General features: G+C 38.5%; 15 protein-coding genes. 8 read left to right on the top strand and 7 right to left on the bottom strand.

The features are described from left to right. Nucleotides 1-2: 2 nt before the first annotated feature. Both O0V13_RS03720 and O0V13_RS03725 read right to left on the bottom strand, forming a co-directional pair. Entirely contained in the window at nucleotides 3-461 is a 459-nt protein-coding gene (locus tag O0V13_RS03720) for a DUF2452 domain-containing protein (protein ID WP_268033649.1), read from the bottom strand. Then, on the bottom strand, nucleotides 462-611 hold the full coding sequence (locus O0V13_RS03725) for a hypothetical protein (protein ID WP_166669806.1): 150 nt from the start codon (nucleotides 609-611) through the stop codon (nucleotides 462-464). It abuts the gene before it with no gap. A gap of 158 nt (nucleotides 612-769) precedes the next feature. On the opposite strand from O0V13_RS03725, the gene O0V13_RS03730 reads away from it, so the two are divergent. Genes O0V13_RS03730 through ggt form a run of 3 tightly spaced genes read left to right on the top strand, consistent with a single transcriptional unit; the run spans nucleotide 770 to nucleotide 5,203 of the window. Continuing rightward, nucleotides 770-1,105, top strand: coding sequence for an Hpt domain-containing protein (locus tag O0V13_RS03730; RefSeq protein ID WP_268033650.1), 336 nt, complete (start codon nucleotides 770-772; stop codon nucleotides 1,103-1,105). 14 nt (nucleotides 1,106-1,119) lie between these two features. Next, on the top strand, nucleotides 1,120-3,498 hold the full coding sequence (locus O0V13_RS03735) for a S9 family peptidase (protein ID WP_268033651.1): 2,379 nt from the start codon (nucleotides 1,120-1,122) through the stop codon (nucleotides 3,496-3,498). After that, nucleotides 3,491-5,203, top strand: coding sequence for a gamma-glutamyltransferase (gene ggt / locus O0V13_RS03740; protein WP_268033652.1), 1,713 nt, complete (start codon nucleotides 3,491-3,493; stop codon nucleotides 5,201-5,203). Before O0V13_RS03735 ends, ggt begins: the two co-directional genes overlap by 8 nt. Nucleotides 5,204-5,260: 57 nt before the next feature. Here the strand turns inward: ggt and O0V13_RS03745 are convergent, their stop codons facing one another. Both O0V13_RS03745 and O0V13_RS03750 read right to left on the bottom strand, forming a co-directional pair. Further along, nucleotides 5,261-5,659: an ACT domain-containing protein gene (locus tag O0V13_RS03745; RefSeq protein ID WP_268033653.1), complete on the bottom strand. Its 399-nt coding sequence runs from the start codon at nucleotides 5,657-5,659 to the stop codon at nucleotides 5,261-5,263. A 42-nt stretch (nucleotides 5,660-5,701) separates the two neighbouring features. Next, on the bottom strand, nucleotides 5,702-7,204 hold the full coding sequence (locus O0V13_RS03750) for a calcineurin-like phosphoesterase family protein (protein WP_268033654.1): 1,503 nt from the start codon (nucleotides 7,202-7,204) through the stop codon (nucleotides 5,702-5,704). Nucleotides 7,205-7,455: 251 nt separating this feature from the next. On the opposite strand from O0V13_RS03750, the gene O0V13_RS03755 reads away from it, so the two are divergent. The 3 genes from O0V13_RS03755 (at nucleotide 7,456) to O0V13_RS03765 (ending at nucleotide 11,425) form a co-directional block, all read left to right on the top strand. After that, nucleotides 7,456-8,517, top strand: coding sequence for an alpha/beta hydrolase (locus O0V13_RS03755; RefSeq protein WP_268033655.1), 1,062 nt, complete (start codon nucleotides 7,456-7,458; stop codon nucleotides 8,515-8,517). Nucleotides 8,518-8,519: 2 nt separating this feature from the next. Then, nucleotides 8,520-10,118 (top strand): membrane dipeptidase, encoded by a 1,599-nt coding sequence (locus O0V13_RS03760; protein ID WP_268033656.1) that lies wholly within the window; start codon nucleotides 8,520-8,522, stop codon nucleotides 10,116-10,118. An 86-nt stretch (nucleotides 10,119-10,204) separates the two neighbouring features. Then, a complete protein-coding gene (locus tag O0V13_RS03765; RefSeq protein WP_268033657.1) occupies nucleotides 10,205-11,425 on the top strand; it encodes a histidinol-phosphatase in 1,221 nt (406 codons plus the stop codon). Nucleotides 11,426-11,440: 15 nt separating this feature from the next. Here O0V13_RS03765 and O0V13_RS03770 read toward each other — a convergent pair whose 3' ends face one another. Further along, on the bottom strand, nucleotides 11,441-12,403 hold the full coding sequence (locus tag O0V13_RS03770; protein ID WP_268033658.1) for a tryptophan 2,3-dioxygenase family protein: 963 nt from the start codon (nucleotides 12,401-12,403) through the stop codon (nucleotides 11,441-11,443). 117 nt (nucleotides 12,404-12,520) lie between these two features. On the opposite strand from O0V13_RS03770, the gene O0V13_RS03775 reads away from it, so the two are divergent. Continuing rightward, nucleotides 12,521-13,726, top strand: a complete 1,206-nt coding sequence (locus tag O0V13_RS03775) for an acyl-CoA dehydrogenase family protein (protein ID WP_268033659.1) — start codon at nucleotides 12,521-12,523, stop codon at nucleotides 13,724-13,726. Nucleotides 13,727-14,005: 279 nt separating this feature from the next. Here O0V13_RS03775 and O0V13_RS03780 read toward each other — a convergent pair whose 3' ends face one another. Together O0V13_RS03780 and O0V13_RS03785 are read right to left on the bottom strand one after the other, a co-directional pair. Then, entirely contained in the window at nucleotides 14,006-17,470 is a 3,465-nt protein-coding gene (locus O0V13_RS03780) for a T9SS type A sorting domain-containing protein (RefSeq protein ID WP_268033660.1), read from the bottom strand. Nucleotides 17,471-17,504: 34 nt separating this feature from the next. After that, nucleotides 17,505-18,596 (bottom strand): DUF1573 domain-containing protein, encoded by a 1,092-nt coding sequence (locus tag O0V13_RS03785; RefSeq protein ID WP_268033661.1) that lies wholly within the window; start codon nucleotides 18,594-18,596, stop codon nucleotides 17,505-17,507. Nucleotides 18,597-18,666: 70 nt separating this feature from the next. Between O0V13_RS03785 and trpS the strand changes: the two genes are divergently transcribed. Then, nucleotides 18,667-19,641, top strand: coding sequence for a tryptophan--tRNA ligase (gene trpS / locus O0V13_RS03790; protein ID WP_268033662.1), 975 nt, complete (start codon nucleotides 18,667-18,669; stop codon nucleotides 19,639-19,641). Nucleotides 19,642-19,685 lie beyond the last annotated feature (44 nt).

Genomic DNA, 19,685 nt, shown 5'->3' on the forward strand with positions numbered 1-19,685 from the left:
GATTAATTGTTCTCTCTCAGGATTTCCCAAGTATGATCTGCCAATAGTCTCACCTCTGCTACGAATGAAGCAAAGTTCTTTTTCCTTCCCCATTCTTCGGGAGCTATCATGCTCAAAAAGTCAGAACCATCTTCTTTTTGGTAAAGAAAATAAACATGATTGATCAACGGTTCAAAAGAAATGGAAGCTTGATAAATACGCTCGGAAACCTGAACTCGACTTTGGATTTGTTTAGCCTGCTCCGCCAAAAGCTGCATTTGCTCATAGATTTGAGCCATTTGCATATCCGTTTGACTGTGCATGGCTGCGACAGCCCTTCCGGTGATCTTCCCCTTGTCTTCAGGCTTTACAATAGCACTTCCAGAATGATGAGCATAGGGCAAAGTGTTGGGAGTTTCAGAAACCTTCTCCTTCATTTCCTCTAAATCAATCTGATCAATATTTACCTTCTTTCCCTTCATCTATTGCTCTTGATCTGTTGAAATACGCTCTTTCAAATTCCCTTTGGAACCTGGAAAAGTAGTTCTCTGGGAAATATCATATCCTATCCACATCATGATCAGCATGAAAATGATGAAAATTATCAGAAATATTTTTTTGTTTCTCTGCATAAAATTCGACTCTGCCACAAACTTAAAGACTACTGCTGATTCTGCCAGTTTTAAATGAATCTTTAACTTTAGAAATCACTCTTTTTAAAAAATGTTTTTAATTTTAAAGAAATACCAAACAGAATTTTTAATTCATATCCTTTTTTAGCCCATATCCCATGTATAAGTTTATCAGTGAGCATTCTATCTACCAATATTTTGGAGATGATGACCCGGAAATGATCCGGGAGATGATCCAAATTATTTTGGATACCAATGTCAAGGATCTTCAGGAACTCGATGATTTTTTCGATAAAGCAGATTTTCCTACCATTAAAAAAAGATGTCACAAGGCAAAGCCCAGTATGAGCTATATTGGAGCATTGAAAACACGAAAAGTGTTGGAGGATATTGAAGCGGATCTAGAACATTCTCAGGAAAAAAACTCTGAATTAAAGGAGCATCTAGAGGAAATAGAAAAAGAGCTCAATCAGTTTCTGAAAGCACTGCCATAACAAAGTAATCGTACATGAATCGTAAGATCTTTACTCTGGCGGCCCTTATTTGGCTGTCTTTTTCTGGTTTTGCTCAAAGCCAACTCAGTGTAGAATACATCATGAGAGATCCCAAATGGATGGGATTTTTCCCCTCCAGACCTCAATGGAGCGATGATAGTAAAAGCATTTATTTCCAATACAACCCAGAAGGAAATCCAGCTGATTCTACCTACGTCATCCATCTTCAAAATCCTAAAACCTATACGGAGGTTTCTTGGAGAGAAGAGAATAAATTGGAACGAAACCAAGCCAGTTTAAATGCAGACAAATCTCTTAGAGTATTTGTCGGTCCAAATGACAAATTGATTTTGGAAACTTTGAAAACCGGTGAACAGAAAGAAGTATTGAACTGGTATACCAGAATCAGCAATCCTACTTTTCTGGTTGATGAAAACAAAATTGCATTTGCAGCTGAGCAAAACATCTTTGTCTTTAACCTAGAAAGTGGTGTTGTAAATCGAGTAACCCATATTTCTAATGGCTCCAAGCCTTCGGAATCCAGAAGTGATAAAATGGATGAAAAGCCAAAAGGCTTTGTAGAAAGAGAAAATCTGGAACTTCTTCAAGTAGTCAGAGAACGAGAAGAGAATGCTGAACTTCGAAAGCAATACAGAGAAGCAACGCGAGATGATGAAGCTAAAGAATTCATCTACTATACTGAAGGTAAAAATCCGGCCAACCTTCAGCTTTCACCAAGTGGGAGGTTTGCCACTTTTACCTATTACAACTCAAGTTCAAACAAAAACACCAAAGTCCCTGATTATGTCGCGGCTTCTGGCTACACAGAGGAACTTAATGCAAGACCAAAAGTAGGGACAGAACCTACCACTTCAGAAATAGGGATATATGATATAGACAGGGATTCTGTTTATTTCATCAACACTTCTACACTTCCAGGATTAAAAGATTTACCTGATTACGTTACTGATTATCCTGACAAGGAATGGAAGGAAGAAGATCGTAAATTGGCACTTTTTGGGCCTATATTTTCTCCGGATGGTAGCAAAGCAATCATTCAAGCTAGATCCTTTGACAACAAGGACAGATGGATCGCCGAAGCGGATTTGGAGACAGGAGAATTGAAAATTCTAGATAGACAAAGAGATGAAGCTTGGATTGGTGGTCCTGGAATAGGCTGGACTTTCTCGGGTGGAACCTTAGGTTGGTTACCAGACAATAAGCATATCTATTTCCAATCAGAAGAAACCGGCTATTCGCATTTGTATATTTTGGATACAGATACTGGAAAAAAGAAAGCTTTGACTTCAGGAAAATACGAGGTGTTCACTCCATTTATATCCAAAGATCATAAGTCATGGTATCTAACAACTTCCGAAGTGGATCCTGGAGAAAGACATTTCTACAGAATGCCTTTGATGGGAGGAAGAATGGAGAAATTAACCTCCATGACTGGAAACAATGATGTCACTCTTTCTCCCGATGAAAAGCAATTGGCAATCATTTACTCCTATTCCAATAAGCCAGCTGAGCTTTATCTTCAAGAAAACAAGGTGGGTGCAAAAGCTCAGCAATTGACTACCGGTCAAAGTCAGGCTTTTCAATCCTATGACTGGAGAGATCCGGAAATCATCCGATTCAAAGCTCAAGATGGAGCGATGGTTCCAGCAAGAATTTATGAACCAGATCCAGCCAAGAAAAATGGAGCGGCTGTAATTTTTGTTCATGGTGCAGGTTACCTTCAAAACGTCCACAAATGGTGGAGTAGCTACTTTAGAGAGTATATGTTCCATAACCTATTGGCAGATTTGGGTTACACGGTATTGGATATAGATTACAGAGCATCTGCTGGATACGGTAGAGATTGGAGAACGGGAATTTATCGTCACATGGGTGGAAAAGACCTTTCTGACCAAGTGGATGGGGCCAAGCACTTGATCTCAAACTATGGAGTTGATGCTGATCGAATCGGAATTTACGGTGGTAGTTACGGAGGCTTCATCACCTTGATGGCGTTATTTACCGAACCTGATGTGTTCAAGTCAGGAGCAGGCCTTAGATCAGTTACAGATTGGGCTCATTACAACCATGGATATACCGCAAACATTCTCAATACACCTGAAGAAGATCCGATTGCATATAGACGTTCCTCTCCTATTTACTTTGCCGAAGGTTTGAAAGGAAACCTTTTGATGGCACATGGAATGGTCGATGTGAATGTCCACTTTCAAGATGTCGTAAGACTATCCCAACGCCTGATAGAGCTAGGAAAAGACAATTGGGAAATGGCTATTTATCCAGTAGAAGATCATGGTTTTGTAGAACCTAGTTCTTGGACAGATGAATACAAACGAATTTTAAAATTATTCAACAGTACTTTGATCAATGATTAAATTCAGATTAACTCAAAAGCTATTGCTGGCATCAGCAATAGCTTTTTTTATTACTTCCTGTAATCCTGAGACTCCTACAGCTACTCCTAAAACAGGATTGATTTCCGATCATGCAATGGTGGTTTCAGCTAGAAAAGAAGCCTCAGATATTGGTGTAGCAATTCTAGAAAAGGGAGGAAATGCATTTGATGCGATGATGGCAACTGAAATGGCTTTGGCAGTCACCTACCCTTTTGCTGGAAATTTGGGAGGCGGAGGTTTTGCTGTATTCAGAATGGCTGATGGAAGCATTGGCTCAATAGATTACAGAGAAAAAGCTCCTTTGGCTGCTGATAGGGACATGTATCTGGATGAAAATGGAGACATCATTCCAGGTCTAAGCACCAAAGGCGCTATGGCTTCAGGAGTACCGGGAACCATTGCAGGAATCTTTGCTGCTCAGGAAAAATTTGGAAAATTAAGCCCCGCTGAAGTTTTGGCTCCTGTAATTGAATTGGCAGAAAAAGGTTTTGTAGTAACCGAAAATCAAGCCAATCGATTTGCTCGATTGAAAGACACTTTCATCGAGGCAAATGGCCCAGAAACTTTCTATGCAAAGGATATCCAAGCCGGTCAAACTCTCGCAAATCCAGCCCTAGCTGAAACATTGAAAAGGATTGCTGCCAATGGTAAAGAAGAGTTTTATTTCGGAGAAACTGCTCAAATTTTGGTAGACCACATGGAAAAAATCGGTGGAATAATCACCAAAGAGGATTTGGCAAGCTATGAAGCCGCCTGGAGAGAACCTATCGTATTCGATTACCAAGATTTGAAAATCATATCCATGTCTCCACCAAGTTCTGGTGGAATTACAATCGGGCAGATTTTCGAGATGATTGAGCCTTTTGATTTGAAAGAGTATGGTCATCATTCACCTGAGTACATTCAGGTTTTGGTAGAAGCTGAAAGAAGAGCTTATGCGGATAGAAACTTCTACTTAGGGGATCCAGATTTTGTTGATATTCCAGTGGATGAGTTATTGGATGAAAACTATTTAAAAGAGAGAATGTCAAGTTTCTCGATGGAAAAAGCCACCAAATCTGAAGATATAGCCGAAGGGAAAATAGCTTTTGCTGAAAGCATGGAAACTACCCATTACTCCATCGTTGATCAAGAAGGAAATGCAATCTCGGTTACAACGACCTTGAATGGAGCCTATGGCTCCAAGGTTTACATAGACGAGCTGGGCTTTTTTATGAACAATGAAATGGATGACTTTAGCTCCAAAGCTGGTGAACCGAATATGTTTGGATTGATCGGTGCTGAGGCTAACAGCATCGCCCCGGGAAAAAGAATGTTGAGTTCTATGACCCCAACAATCGTCGAGAGAGGCGGAAAACTTTGGATGGTGGTAGGAACACCGGGAGGATCCACTATTATCACATCTGTCGTTCAAACCATCTTGAATGTTTCTCAATTCGATATGAGCATGCAGGAGGCCGTGGAATCTCCACGATTCCATCATCAATGGCTACCTGATTTAGTTAGCTTTGAACCGGAATCATTCGATAGTACACTGATTGCAAATTTGAAAGCAAAAGGCTACAATATCCTTGAAAACAACAATCCAATCATCGGTAAGGTGGATGCAATTTTAGTTCTTCCCAATGGCAAACTTGAGGGAGGTGCTGATCCACGAGGCGATGATGCTGCTTCGGGTTTCTAAAATTGAAAAAGGCCCTCTGAAATAATCAGAAGGCCTTTTTTTATCAGAATTCATTCTCTAGAATCTCTCTGAAAGTTCATTTAAAGCCTGAATAGCTTTTTCTGCATCCTTTTTGGCCACAAAAATATGATCGTGTAAATAGGCAGCGACGACATTACAGCTTATTCCATTCTTTGCCAAGGCTTCTGAAAATGTTGCAGTCAGTCCAACTGCATTCAAAGAAGAATGAACTGTCAATGTAATCCAAGAAGAAACATAGTCGTATTTCAAGTTCAACTTATCAGCCTTCATTTTCTCAAGAACTACCGTTACACCCTCTTTTTCTTTGAATTCAAATAGAGTGTTCTCCCGACTGATTGTATTTATATCAGGAACAATGCAGAATACATATTCTCCCTCATTCAACATTGGGTTCATCCCCTTTATTAATTCAGTTAGATTTCTTTCTCCTGTCATTTGAATTTATTCTATCGTCTTTGGACTAAAATCTATTGACTTTTATACAATCTTCTTGGTGTACACATTCCCAAATCTATCTTTGGCTTCCACCACCAAATTGTCTGTAGAATTTGGCTGGAAGAAAAACATGTGATCTGTCAATTGTGGCTCTACCCAAGATCTTCTTGTAGGCAAACTTGGACCTGTATGCAATTCCATACTCCAAGGGTCTTTGGCCACAATCTTCATCGGAGCAGCTACTTTGACCCCATTTTCATACCAAGCTAATTCCCATTCCGGATCATAGTTCCAGCAATTCAAAGAATAAAAATCAGGGAAATCTGGATGATATCCATTTTTATAAACCCTAAACTGTTCCTCGATATTCAATCCCGTGCCTTTGTATTTCCATTGGAGTTCTGAACCTCTCGCCTCATATACCGCATAGCCATTTGGAGTTCCATCATAGCAAATCGGTCCTGACCACCAAGCTCCACAGACTGTTCCATGACAATGTTCATAAACATGGCCTGAAATCATATTATCATTGAAGTGAGTATGGCCAGACATGATATGGGCCTGATAGCCTTCCAGCATTCTATACAAATGTTGTCTATTACTCACGGTTCCACCGATGGTATCTCTTTCTGGATACCTAGTCACCGCACCTGTGTATGTTGGGATATGAAGTGAAACCACCACTGTTTTTCCCTTTTCAACCTGAGCTAGATCCTGCTCCAGCCAAGCCAACTGTTCCTCAGGAATGTATCCAATGTACTTTTGACCCGAATCTCTTCCCAAATAGAAGACATCATCCAACACCACATAATGTACCTCTCCTCTATTCCATGAATAATAAGTTGGTCCAAAGTGGCCCTTGAAAGTCGAAGTGGTCTGTTCATCTGAACGAACTTTGAAGTTTAAATCATGGTTTCCAACAACTTGAAAAAATGGAATTCCAGTAGCCTCAATCCCTTGATTGTATTCTTTGAAAAGATCCAAATGATCATAAACCAAGTCTCCACAGCCTATCCCGAAAATATTGGGATCATTGATAGATTGGATGGTTTTCTGCACATCTGGAATTGATACGGTCAACAATTGATTCGCGTCATAATCATCCTGAATCTGGGTATCAGATAGCAATAAAAAGTGATGATTTTCATCAGAATTGGTTGATTTTTTCAAATCAAAAGAAACAGTCATTGAAGACCTACTTTTGTCTAGTGGCTTAAAAAAGCTTGCTGATCCATTTGCCTGTTTGGCGATTTCATACCCTGAAGGCATGGTGACAAATACAAAATCACGGTCATTTCCCGATACAAATTCGAAATCTCCTCTCGCATCAGTTTTGGTGACCACACGACCATCTGAAACAGCCACATTTGCGATTCCTTTTCCAGAGGAAGTTACTCTTCCTTTCACCTTGATAGGTGCAAAAAGGGTCGGAATTCTAAAATCTGCTTGTTGTTGAGTTTCTTTTGAGAAAGCAAAATCTCCAAGGCTTAGCCATCCTACAGAAGTCAGGCCAAGACCTTTAATAAAATCTCGTCTATTAAACATTGATAAAAAGGGTTGATGTGAATTGATTACTCAAGGTGCATATTTTAATCTTCACCGATAGAGCAGGAAATATAATTTATCAATTTCTTAACACCTCTGAAACAAAATTCATGGAAATGCCTTCCTCTACAGGTTGGACTTCCACAGAATATTTAGCAATTTAAACACCTGATTTTGTATCCATTATAGGATTCACCTTTACCTGACTATTCAGGCTTTTTAATGATTTTTCAATTTAAACTTTCAAATATATGGTAACCCATTATATCGTAACCAACCGAGAAGTAACCTCCCGACGATCTAGTAGCTACATTTCAGTCAATGAAAATGAATATATGCGCAAAGATGGAGATGAGGAAGCAAGACATAATTTGCGATACGGAACAGTCTCATTTGACCCAGCAAAAGCTAAAAAACTGAAGGATTTCAATATCCAGATTCTACCAGAAGTACCCGAAGATACTTTGGAGAAATATGCAGATGATAAAGATGTCAATAAGGCAAAATTCCCTTCTACGCAGGTTTTCGACGAACTTTACCAGTCAGGCATCAAAGCTGCAAAAGGAAAAGGAGGAGAATTTGTTCAAGAAGATATTTTGGTTTTTGTCCATGGTTTCAAATCCGATTTGGAAACAGCTATGCAAACGCTCTCTGAGCTTCATAAACGCTATGTAGAACCTGAAACTTCTACAATCAAGCATTTGGTGCTATTCACCTGGCCAGCTAAGAAAAAGATGCTGAAATACCGTTCTGACGCTTACGATGCGATGCAATCTGGCTTTGCATTGGCTCGTTCCATGGCTTCCTTGCGAGAGTTTTTCAAAAAGAAATTTGTGGAAGAGAAAAAGCCTATGTGTAATCAGAAAATTCATTTGCTCTGCCATAGCATGGGAAATCGTGTTCTTGAAAATATGATCAAGGGAATTTGCGATATCGGAATGGAGATCAATTCTACCTTTAGCGAAATCGTGTTGGTAGGTGCTGATATCGATTATTATGCTTTGGAAAGACCCAATCCACTTTACAGGTTAATTGATTTTGGAGAAAGAGTCCATGTATATTATCACAATAAAGATCAGGCGTTAGGGGTTTCAGAGCTGACCAAAAATGCCTTTAACCGCCTAGGTCGCTGGGGAGCCAAAAACTCTGTAAACCTCCCGGATGACATCTACCAATGCGATGTCACCGCTATTGAGGATGATAAAGGCTTGCTTCATGAAGTCGTCCATCATTGGTATTATACCAATTCTACAACGGTAGTAGAAGATATCACAGCCGTTTTCAAGGGTGAAGGTTCCATTTTTAGCAGATAATTATGAAAAGGAAATTTTCAGATCTGCACTGTCACAACCATATGCGTGCGCATTTTCAGATGCAGGAAAAGCAAAAGAAATTCATGCGTAAAGGTGAGTTCAGTCCTTGGACTGTAATTGCATCCAACGAAAGAAATAAATCTAAAGGAAAGATGGGAGCCTCCTACTCCCAGATGGATTTGGTCAAATGCTGGAATGCAAACCTAAGATTGACTTTTAACAGTCTCTACCCTTTGGAAAGACAGTTTGTGAAGGGAATGAAGGTCGAGGTTGGTGAAGACAAATGGTTTAAGTTTTTGGTGGCTTTTGCTACTTCCCATCATCTTCCCATCAGAGATTTCATTCAGGTTGCTTATATGAGAATTCCGGATAAAGTCGTGGATTACTTCCAATCTCCGGATTATGACTATTGGGAGTCACTCAATCGTGAGATGGAATTTGTCACAATGGATTCTGGGAAATTAATCCGTAAAAATGAAATCCATGTCCCTGGAAAAATCATTGGGGAATTCAAAGCCGCTACCAAAAGAGCCAGACTTTTCCCTCAAGAATATGTTGCTACTAATGCCACATATCGAATCCCTACCTCTAAGATAGAACTCAAGGCATCATTAGCCAATGACCAGGAAATCACCATGGTTTTAACAGTTGAAGGAGCCCATGCTTTAGGAACTGATAGAATTAATTCCATCGAAGATGTATCGGATAGAATTCAGTTTATCAAGAACGTTTGGAAACATCCTGTCTTCTTTATCACCTTTGCCCATCACTTTGACAATAAGCTTTGTGGACATGCCCATTCCATTCCTGATACAGGTAAACTTTTGCTCAATCAGCGGGATAAAATGAACGGTGGCTTCAACAACAACGGTAGGAAAATCATCAAAGAGCTTTTGGGGATCAATTCTGATTTTGAAAAAGTTGATGATTTTGGATATCGAATTCTGATAGATGTAAAGCACATGAGTGCTCGCTCAAGAAAAGAATATTATTCGCTTGTAGAGAAATGTCTGAAAAACGATGATAGAATCCCTGTGATCGCCTCACATTGTGGTTATTCAGGGATTTCTACACTTGACAGACATATTGAGCTTGAAAAAGAGGAAGTGGATGATTATTGTGATGAAACTGGCCTATTCAATGCCTGGAACATCAATATGTGTGATGAGGATATCGAGATGATTGTGAAAACGAGAGGTTTATTCGGACTTTCCTTCGATCAGAGAATTCTGGGAATCACCAAAAAGGACAAAGATACTAGGCGAAATGGCGTCCAATTGATTTGGGAGAATATTGAAGGCATCATTCTAAGTGCTTATAACAATCCTAACTTGAACGAATTTGAAAAACCTCAAATCTGGAATTCCATTACCATCGGAACTGATTTTGAAGGACTGATTGATCCGGTAAACCCTTATCCAAGTGCATTGGAATTTGAGTTGTTTGGCAATAACCTGGTATTTGAAATCGAGCAGGCTAGAAAAGATCCAGCAAAACCCCATTTGCATCATCTCAAATCCAGAGAAGATGTAGAAAAGGCTGTAGATGGATTCTGTTATAATAATTCAGAGGCATTTGTTTTGGAGAATTATCCGGTATAATTTGGAATGGTCCATTTATTTAAACCTTTCTAGACTATTCTGAAACCTAGAATTCAGATTAGAAAAGATCATCCAAATTTCTCTTCATGAAATATCGCTTACTTTTTGGGGTAGTGTCCATTTTAATTTTCTTCTCCTGCAACTCGTCAAAAAATTGGTATAAAGGGAATCTTCATACTCATTCTTACTGGAGTGATGGGGATAATTATCCAGAAATGATCATGGACTGGTATAAATCTCATGGGTATGACTTTGCTGTTCTTTCCGATCACAACACCCTTCAAAAAGGTGAAAAATGGAAATTGCTTCCGAAAGCTCCGATGCACGAGTTAGCCTTTGAAAATTATTTAGAAAAATATGGTGATGATTGGGTAGAGCAAAGAACAGATTCTGCAGGCAGAGTGCATGTGAAGCTTAAAACCCTTGAGGAATATCGGCCTCTTTTTGAAGAAAAAGAAAAGTTTTTAATTATTCAATCTGAAGAAGTCACGGCAAGTTTTGAAAAGAAACCCATCCATATGAATGTGACAAACATTCAGGAATTTATTGAACCAGCTGATGGTAATTCTGTAACTCAAATCTTGCAGAATAATTTAGATCAGGTTAAGGAGCAACGGGAAAAATCCGGTCATCCTATGTTCTTGCATATCAATCACCCCAATTTCGTATGGGCTATTACACCTGATGACATCATAAATCTTACAGGCGAAAGATTCTTTGAGGTTTATAATGGACATCCCCAGGTTCATAATTACGGAGATAGCCTTAGGCCAAGTATGGAAGCTTTATGGGACCGAGTTCAAGTAGCTTATCTTTTAGCCGGAAAAGAGCTCTTGTATGGATTAGCTGTTGATGACGCGCATAACTATCACGTCTTTGATGAAAATTCTAGCAACCCAGGTCGTGGTTGGGTGCAGGTTCGAGCCAAGTCCCTTCAGGCAAAGGATCTTATCGAGTCAATGGAGTCTGGAGATTTTTATAGTAGTACGGGGGTCATTCTGAATGACCTTAAATTTGATGGAAAGAAATTAAAGTTCTCAATCAAGCCAGAAGATGGAGTTGATTATACTATCCGATTTTTTGGTGCAAAAAAATCAGACCCAACTCATTCAGGAGTATTGCTTCAAGAAATTAAGGGAACAAAAGGAAGTTATACATTAGGAGAAGATGACCTTTATGTACGGGCAAGAATCACCTCCTCCAAATCAAAAGAAAACCCCTACCGTCCTGGAGATATGGAAGAAGCCTGGATACAACCTGTTACCAATAAGATGAGAGTAAACCTAAATCAAAATAAACTCTTTTAATTCGCTTGAATACCTTTAGTCTTCCTCTCCAAATATTTCTTTGACTACCCATCCTTTTCCCCAATTGTCTTTTTCCTCATCTGACCAAAGCTCAGGGAAGAAAATTACCTTTTGGAAGCGTGGCGGTAAATATTTTTGCCAGTTGGTTCCGCCGGTTGCAGCAATATCCACAGGGTCTCTTTGCAAATATCTGACGGCGGATTTATAATGTGCCAATGGCCAAAACACGTTTGCCTTCAGGTCAAACTTTCTCATTAATTCCGTAAGTTCCTCAGAAGGATTTTCCAACTCCATGTATTTCTGCCAGATATTTTTCCTTCTATAACTTTCGATCAAATCCTTAAGCTGTTTGGCATATTTGAGTTCAAAAGTCTTTAATGTTAAAGTCTTTTCCCCTGTAGCCAATTCAATCGCGCCTTGTTGCCAATACAGATGTTCAAAAATATCATCAGCTGGAGAATGGTAATCAAACTCATCTCTTTTCAACAAAGTCACCAAATGATGCGCATCAGTAGACATCAATTCAATTTCTCGATATTGAGCACTTTGGAAACCAGATGAAGGAAGTAGAGACATTCTAAACTTCAAAAATTGATCCTTGTCCATCCCCTTCCACATCACTGCATAGGAACCAATCAATTGATCAAAATACATAATGATACGATCCAAATGCTTCGAAAAATCTGTTTCATTCAGGCTTTTCTCTTCAGCTATCTGCTCTATTTCATTGATTATCAATTTGAAGTATAATTCCGTAATCTGATGATACATGATAAAAATCTTCTCATCTTTTTGATTGGTTTTGGGCTGCTGTAAAGAAAGCAACACATCCAAATTGATATAATCCCAATAAGTTAGATAATCAGCATAAAGAAGCCCTTCCAGATAGGAAAGCATATCTTGACCGGATGCTTTGTATTTCTCTTCCAGTTGCTTGATTTTCTCTAAAATTTCAGGATTAAACTGGTACTCAGCCATGGGTATTTTTTAGGAAAAATGATAGTTTTTTAGCCCCCTTTCTATTTACTTCGAAAGGTGGCCATTTTTAATTAGCCCGACAAAAATCACTGATTCATTTTAATAAACCAAAATACCATGGCGGGAGTTGAAATCCATAAATCCCAAAAACAGGACACATTCGAAGGAGTTGATTTCTTGGATCTGGATGATTTGCTTACTGAAGAGCATCAGTTGATCAGGAGTTCTATCCGAGATTTCGTCAAAAAAGAAATTTCACCCTACATCGAAGACTGGGCACAAAAGTCTCATTTTCCTGAAGAAATCGTTAAAAAATTTGGAGAAGTAGGTGCATTTGGCCCTCAAATTCCAGAAGAATACGGCGGAGGAGGTTTAGATTATATTTCCTACGGATTGATCATGCAGGAGATTGAGAGAGGTGATTCGGGAATGAGATCCACAGCATCCGTACAAGGTTCACTGGTTATGTATCCGATTTATAAATTTGGATCTGAGGAGCAAAAGAAAAAATATCTTCCCAAACTCGCTTCAGGAGAAATGCTGGGTTGCTTTGGATTGACAGAACCGGATCACGGTTCGAATCCAAGTGGAATGGTCACCAACTTCAAGGATATGGGAGACCATTACTTGCTAAATGGAGCAAAAATGTGGATTTCCAATTCCCCAAAAGCGGATATCGCAGTTGTCTGGGCCAAAAACGAAGAAGGAAGAATTCATGGATTAATTGTTGAAAGAGGAATGGAAGGCTTTTCCACCCCAGAGACTCACAACAAATGGTCACTTAGAGCCTCCTGTACAGGTGAATTGGTATTTGATAATGTCAAAGTACCCAAGGAGAACTTACTACCCGGAAAATCTGGCTTAGGAGCTCCTTTGATGTGTTTGGACTCTGCAAGGTTTGGGATAGCCTGGGGAGTGGTCGGCGCGGCGATGGATTGCTATGAATCAGCCAGAAAATATGCTGCAGAACGGATTCAGTTTGGAAAGCCTATTGCTGGATTTCAATTGACTCAGAAAAAGCTATCTGAAATGCTCACTGAAATCACCAAGGCACAGCTATTGGCTTGGAAAGTCGGCAAAATGATGAATGAAGGAAAAGCTAAAACAATTCACATCTCCATGGCCAAAAGGAACAATGTAGAAATGGCTTTAAACATCGCCAGAGAAGCCAGACAGATTCACGGAGGTATGGGAATCACGGGAGAGTATCCGATTATGCGTCATATGATGAATTTGGAATCCGTAATTACATACGAAGGAACCCATGATATTCATTTATTGATCTTGGGGAATGAAATCACCGGAATTCCAGCTTTTAAATAGGTGTTTCCCACTGATTTCCACAGATATGAACACAAATTTTCACAGATAATCAAAACATATAATAAAAAATCCCCTAGAGTTAACCTTCAGGGGATTTTCTTTTAATGCTTAGAATAATTATCAAATAATCTGTATTCACGTCAGTATTAAATGAAAATTTTTAAAATAAAGCCTTGAAAATCAGGTCGAGGAAGCTTCTTTCACCTGTATTCGATCTTATAGCCTTTTTAGCGTAGGCTAATTGGAAGGTCGTGCAAAAGCGGTTAATCAGAAAAATAATTAATCCAACCTCACAAACCTACCCAAGAAGATTCGATGGTCATGACTTTCGACCATCACAGAATAGGTTCCTGAGGCTAAAGTCGAAACATCCAGTCTGATTTGTTTTGAAGATTGATGAATCATGAAAACTGATTGACCTACATCCTTTCCATTGAGGTCGTAGACTTTCCAAGAGTTTTCTGCAAATTCCAAATCACCTTTTGGTTCAAAAACGACTTCCGCTTTACTTGGATTTGGATAAATCACCAATGCCTCAGCTTCAATTTGTTTTCCACCCGGGAATCCTGAAATTGTCATTTCCACAGCCTTTAAATGTGTAGAACAGCCAAATTCATTGGTAATAGAAACACTAAAGCTTCCCATTTGATTGACCTCAAAAGTTTGATTGGCAGCTCCTGATATAGCTTGATCCCCTTTATACCATTGATAGGTATACATGCCTTCTGGAGCTATTAAAATATTTCCATCAACTTTAATCTCACCTTGTGGAATATCAATTAATTGGACTTCAAACACACCAGTTTCTGCCAAACATCCACCAGAATACCTGATCACAGCATGATATGCTCCTCCTTCCTCGATTGTAATGTTTTTTCCTGATTGTTCAGCTATCTCAACCCCATTTCTTCTCCATCTGACCACTTCAAATTCTGCCTCAGAAGATAGAGTCAATTCTGTGCTATTTCCTTCGCACAATTCCGTTACTCCCTCGATAAAGACTGGTTTACTATCAACCCAAGTCAGATTTAAAGTAGCAGTGCTCTCAGTAACATTTCCAGAATTATCCTCTGCTCTTATCTCAATGGGGGTTTCTGAAGCAAAATCTCCACAACCAACCTCTTGTTTACTAATTGTCAGAGATTTGATTCCACAATTATCTGTGACACTTTCCACAAACATTTCAGGAGTCAATTCAATTGCTCCTATTGAAGGATCAAAGTTTAAACTGACATTCTTAGAAACAATTACAGGCTTGGAATTATCCTTTACCAAAACAGTGGTTGTTTCCTCCCAAATTTGCCCAGATTGACTTTCAATCCTTATTTCAAGGGTATGTTCACCAAGACTTTCACAGTCGAAATTCAAGTCAGAAGTAGTGATTTCTAAATCTTGAGAAGGTGGCCAGGAAGTAAATAAGTCAGATATTTCTAAACTTGCCTCACCATTTTCATCCAAATTCAATTCGATCAAATCCTTCACTGGAGCAAAAGGCACATCTGTAACTGAAATCTCTAATTTATTAGACTCAACAATGCATCCTGATGCCAATCGAAGAGTTGCAAAATAGTTTCCAGCTTGATTCACAACGATGGTTTTGCCTTTGATTCCATCCATGATTGAACCATTTCTATACCAAGAGATCACCTCATAATCCAACTCCTCTCCCAGAGACAATTCTACTGTTCCCCCAGAATAAAGTGGTTTATTGGCTTGAAGACTTACTTTCTGAGATTCAATTGTAGAAAACTCGACAGAAATGCTTCTAATGGTTTCGTTACCTGAATTATCCTTTACTGTTATTTTAATTTCTTGAATTAATTCTAAATCACCACATTCAAATCTGGTTTTACTGAGGCTTACAGTTGCAATTCCGCAATTATCATCAAGATTTGTAATAAAGATTTCTGGATTTACCTCTAAAATTCCTTTTGACTTATCGAACTCCAGAACTTTGGATTCAGCAATTAAAACAGGTGAAATTTTATCCTTAACTAATACTTTCACCACTTGAGACCACACATTTCCTGATCCATCCAAGATTTTTACCAAAACTTCATTGATACCTAGGTTATCACAATAATAATCTGGTCCAATAGAAAACTCACTTGTCCAATTAGAAGCAGGAACATTTTCCAAGTAATCTTTTAGTGTAGTTTTTCCTATTCCCTCACCATTCAATTCAACTTCTATTTGATTTTTAAAAACAGGTTTTTCACTATTTGCCTTAAATACTACCTGAAAAACTCCAAATGATTCATCTGTATGAACAGGATCATGAGGCATATTTCCTTTTGGAGCCAAGGATAATTTATGATTCATGGGTAATTCTAAGGGTTGCCCATTATAATTCCCATTAATTTTATATTCTGAAAAGAAAGGATTTTGAAAGTCTATTATTTGAAAAGCTGTTCCATTTTCGATTCCGAACTGAGAAAAATCAACTTTCACCGAGGAAGTCTTGCCTGGGTTTACAATTGTTACATAATACTTGCCTTCTTCATATTTATTCTTTCGAATAAATACTTTCGGATCTTGTGGAATACTTAAAGCCAATGTGCTGGTTTGATCAAAACCTGAAGACAACTTCCATTGAGCAAAATTACTTCCAGTAAATGGCTGTGGATCATTAGAGGACTGGAAATAAGAATTTTCATCCCAATAAGTACCTGTCATTGAAGTAGGTAAAGTCAAGAATTGAAGAAATTTCCCGTGATTATTATATAGAATATTTCCTGAAAATCTAAGATTTTCTAATGGCTGAAATTCAACAACATTCCTCCCTCCCATTAAAAAATTATTATAAAACTCAATTTTATTATTTGGTTGATAGTTTCTACCAATTGTCACGTTACTTACTTTCTCACTCGATAGTCTTCCTCCTTGCAGATCAGAGTAAAATACGTTGTCATAAACCTTCATTTGATGACTCAAATTATTTTGTGATCCTATAGTAAAATTATGAGGAGGCCTAAATAGAAACTCATTGAAATTTGCAATTGCTCCAGTGTTGAAAGAAGTATTTTCAAAGCTTATTATCCCTGCATTTTCCGGATTTGTTGTATATAAATTAAATCCCTGAGAAGCATTCTGAAACACAATATTATTCTGAAGGATTTTTGGATTACTAACCTGATTATGTTGGACATATAAACCATGACCTGTTCCTCTGTAGGGAGATTGATTTCCATTATTAAAAATTACACAACCATAAACTTCCAAATCAAGAGCTGGGCTCCATAATTCAAGTCCACCACCAGACACATCATAGATCCAGCAATTAATTAACTTCACATTGGTGCCAAAAACAGAAATTCCTGTTTCATAAACTACAGAATTCCCTAAATCTTCCCTTTTCTCCTCGGTAGTAGAACTAATATGAATACCTATTAACCAGACATTCGAACCATTTACAGTTATGGCAGATCCATTAGTTCTATTGATTCCAGGGTTGATTTTTGCTTCACCAGAATTTTGTGGAAGTATATATATCGGTTTTTCAATTGTTCCACTTTTCTCAAAGATGAAGTTTCCATCATACCTGCCATCTAATAAAATCAAACTATCCCCAGGGTTCAGTGGGGAGCCTAAGGAAAATGCATAATTTAAGCTTATTGGATTTTCAGGGCTATTACCTGTATTAGTATCATTTCCATTAGGAGCAGCATATTTTATACCGGCAAATGAACTAGAAAAAGAAAGTAAGCTTATTAGAAAAATGAAGGATATAAAAAAACTACGCATTAGAGTCCGATTTTTTTAAATATAAGTATGTACTCTATTTTATCCTACTTTTTAAAACCACCAATTGAACGGGGTTCAATGGATCATTACTAAAAACATAAATGTTCCTTTGATCTATTCCTTGCCTTCCTGAAGGGTCAAACTCTAAATGAAGTTCGACTGACTCCCCTGGAGTAATCTCTTTCTTAGGCATTGTCATGGTTAGGCAATCACAATTGCCCTGTATTTTGCGGATTTCAAGGACTTTTTGACCTCTATTCGTCAATATTACAGTTTCAGTCTTCTTACTTCCGGCAGAGATCTCTTTCAGGTCAATTTCCTTTGGAGAAATATTCAAATTGGGAACCACTCCTAAATCTTCCTTCGAAAAAGCTGGAAAATATTCAAAAACATTGGCCATCACATCCCATTGAACTACCAAAGAATCCGACCAAGAAAACTGAACTGGATCTTCAAAAAAGCCCAAATCATTCTTATCAGCACCTGAATAAATCACTTGAATCAATCCTCTTTCATTTGCCTGAACACTATCCTGCTTCAATCTCAATTGAATATAATCAGGTCCAAAAAATCTTAAACTATCAGGGTAAAGTGTTTCTTTCGTGAAATTGAAAAATTCCACATTCTTGATCTTTGGCTCATTGGTAAATACATCGCCCATATTTACTTTTTGCTGACGAAAGCCAAAGCCCAATTGTTGGTTAGGATAATCAATATCCGGGTCCTGAGGAAAAGGGACTGCAGTTCCTTCCAAATACAAAGTATCCTGAGTCCCCATTAAATTACCTTTGACTACTATCATTCTTGAGAAAAATCCAGCAGAGGCACTTGGATCATAGGATATTTGCAAAATCCCCTCCTCTCCTACATTCAAAGTATCCTCAGTATAAGTCACTGTAGTACAACCACAGTCAGTCCAAACTCTATCAATCCAGAATAATGAATCTTGAGTATGTGTAAATCGAAACTCCGCTACCTGAGGTCCCTGCTCTTCTAGGATTGTTCCCATATCTATTTTATTGATCTCCCAAATGAGTTTTGGAGTCACAGTCTCCTGAGACAGACAGACTTGCACAAAAACCGAAAGAAATAGAGCAGTAGTGAATAGTTTTCGAAATAAGTTCATATCCGCAAATAACGTATAAATCCAAACGAATTATAGCTTGATTTACGTATTTTGCGCCAAAATTAAACTAATGGCACGAGTACTTACAGGCATACAAAGTAGCGGAAGACCCCACCTGGGCAACATTCTCGGTGCGATCGTTCCTGCGATTGAGTTGGCGAAAGCCAATGTTGAAGAATCCTTTATTTTCATCGCTGATTTACATTCTCTCACCAGTTCTAAAGATCCTGAATTGAGAATAGAAAACACGAGAGCTGTAGCTGCTGCCTGGCTTGCCTTTGGTTTGGATATCGAAAAAACCGTCTTCTACAGGCAATCAAGAAGACCTGAAGTCACTGAGTTAACATGGTACCTCAACTGCTTCACACCTTACCCTATGTTGGCCAATGCTCATAGTTTCAAGGATAAAGCAGAAAGACTTGCCGATGTTAATGCAGGACTCTTTACCTATCCAGTATTGATGGCTGCTGATATCCTCATGTATTCAGCGGATTTGGTTCCTGTGGGAAAAGATCAAATGCAGCATCTGGAAATGACACGAGATATTGCTACTACGTTCAATAGAATCGTTGGAGAAGATATAATGACTATTCCTGAGGCAAGGATTTCAGAAGCTGTGAAAACTATCCCAGGTACGGATGGTCAGAAAATGTCCAAATCCTACAACAATTACATTGACATATTTTTGCCTGAAAAGCAATTGAAGAAAAATGTCAATAGCATTGTTACCGACAGTACTCCAATGGAGGAGCCTAAAGACCCGGATACTTGTAATGTATTCAAATTGTATTCGCTATTGGCTTCTGAGGATCAGATTCAGGAAATGAGAGGAAAATACCTTGGAGGCAATTATGGCTATGGGCATGCCAAAAAGGAATTCATGGAATTGATTTTGGAGAAATATGCTGAGGAAAGAAAGGCATTTGACTTCTACATGAACAATCCAGAGGAAATCGAAAAGAAGCTGGCTGCAGGTGAAGAACATGCCAAAGAAATTGGAGAAAAACTACTTCAAAAAGTCCGTGAAAAACTCGGATTTAGATAAAGAAAAAGCCCGAATCTGATCTGATTCGGGCTTTTTTATGATTA

It is taken from the genome of Algoriphagus sp. PAP.12 (genome assembly GCF_026652115.1).
In the GTDB taxonomy this organism is placed as follows: Bacteria; Bacteroidota; Bacteroidia; order Cytophagales; family Cyclobacteriaceae; genus Algoriphagus.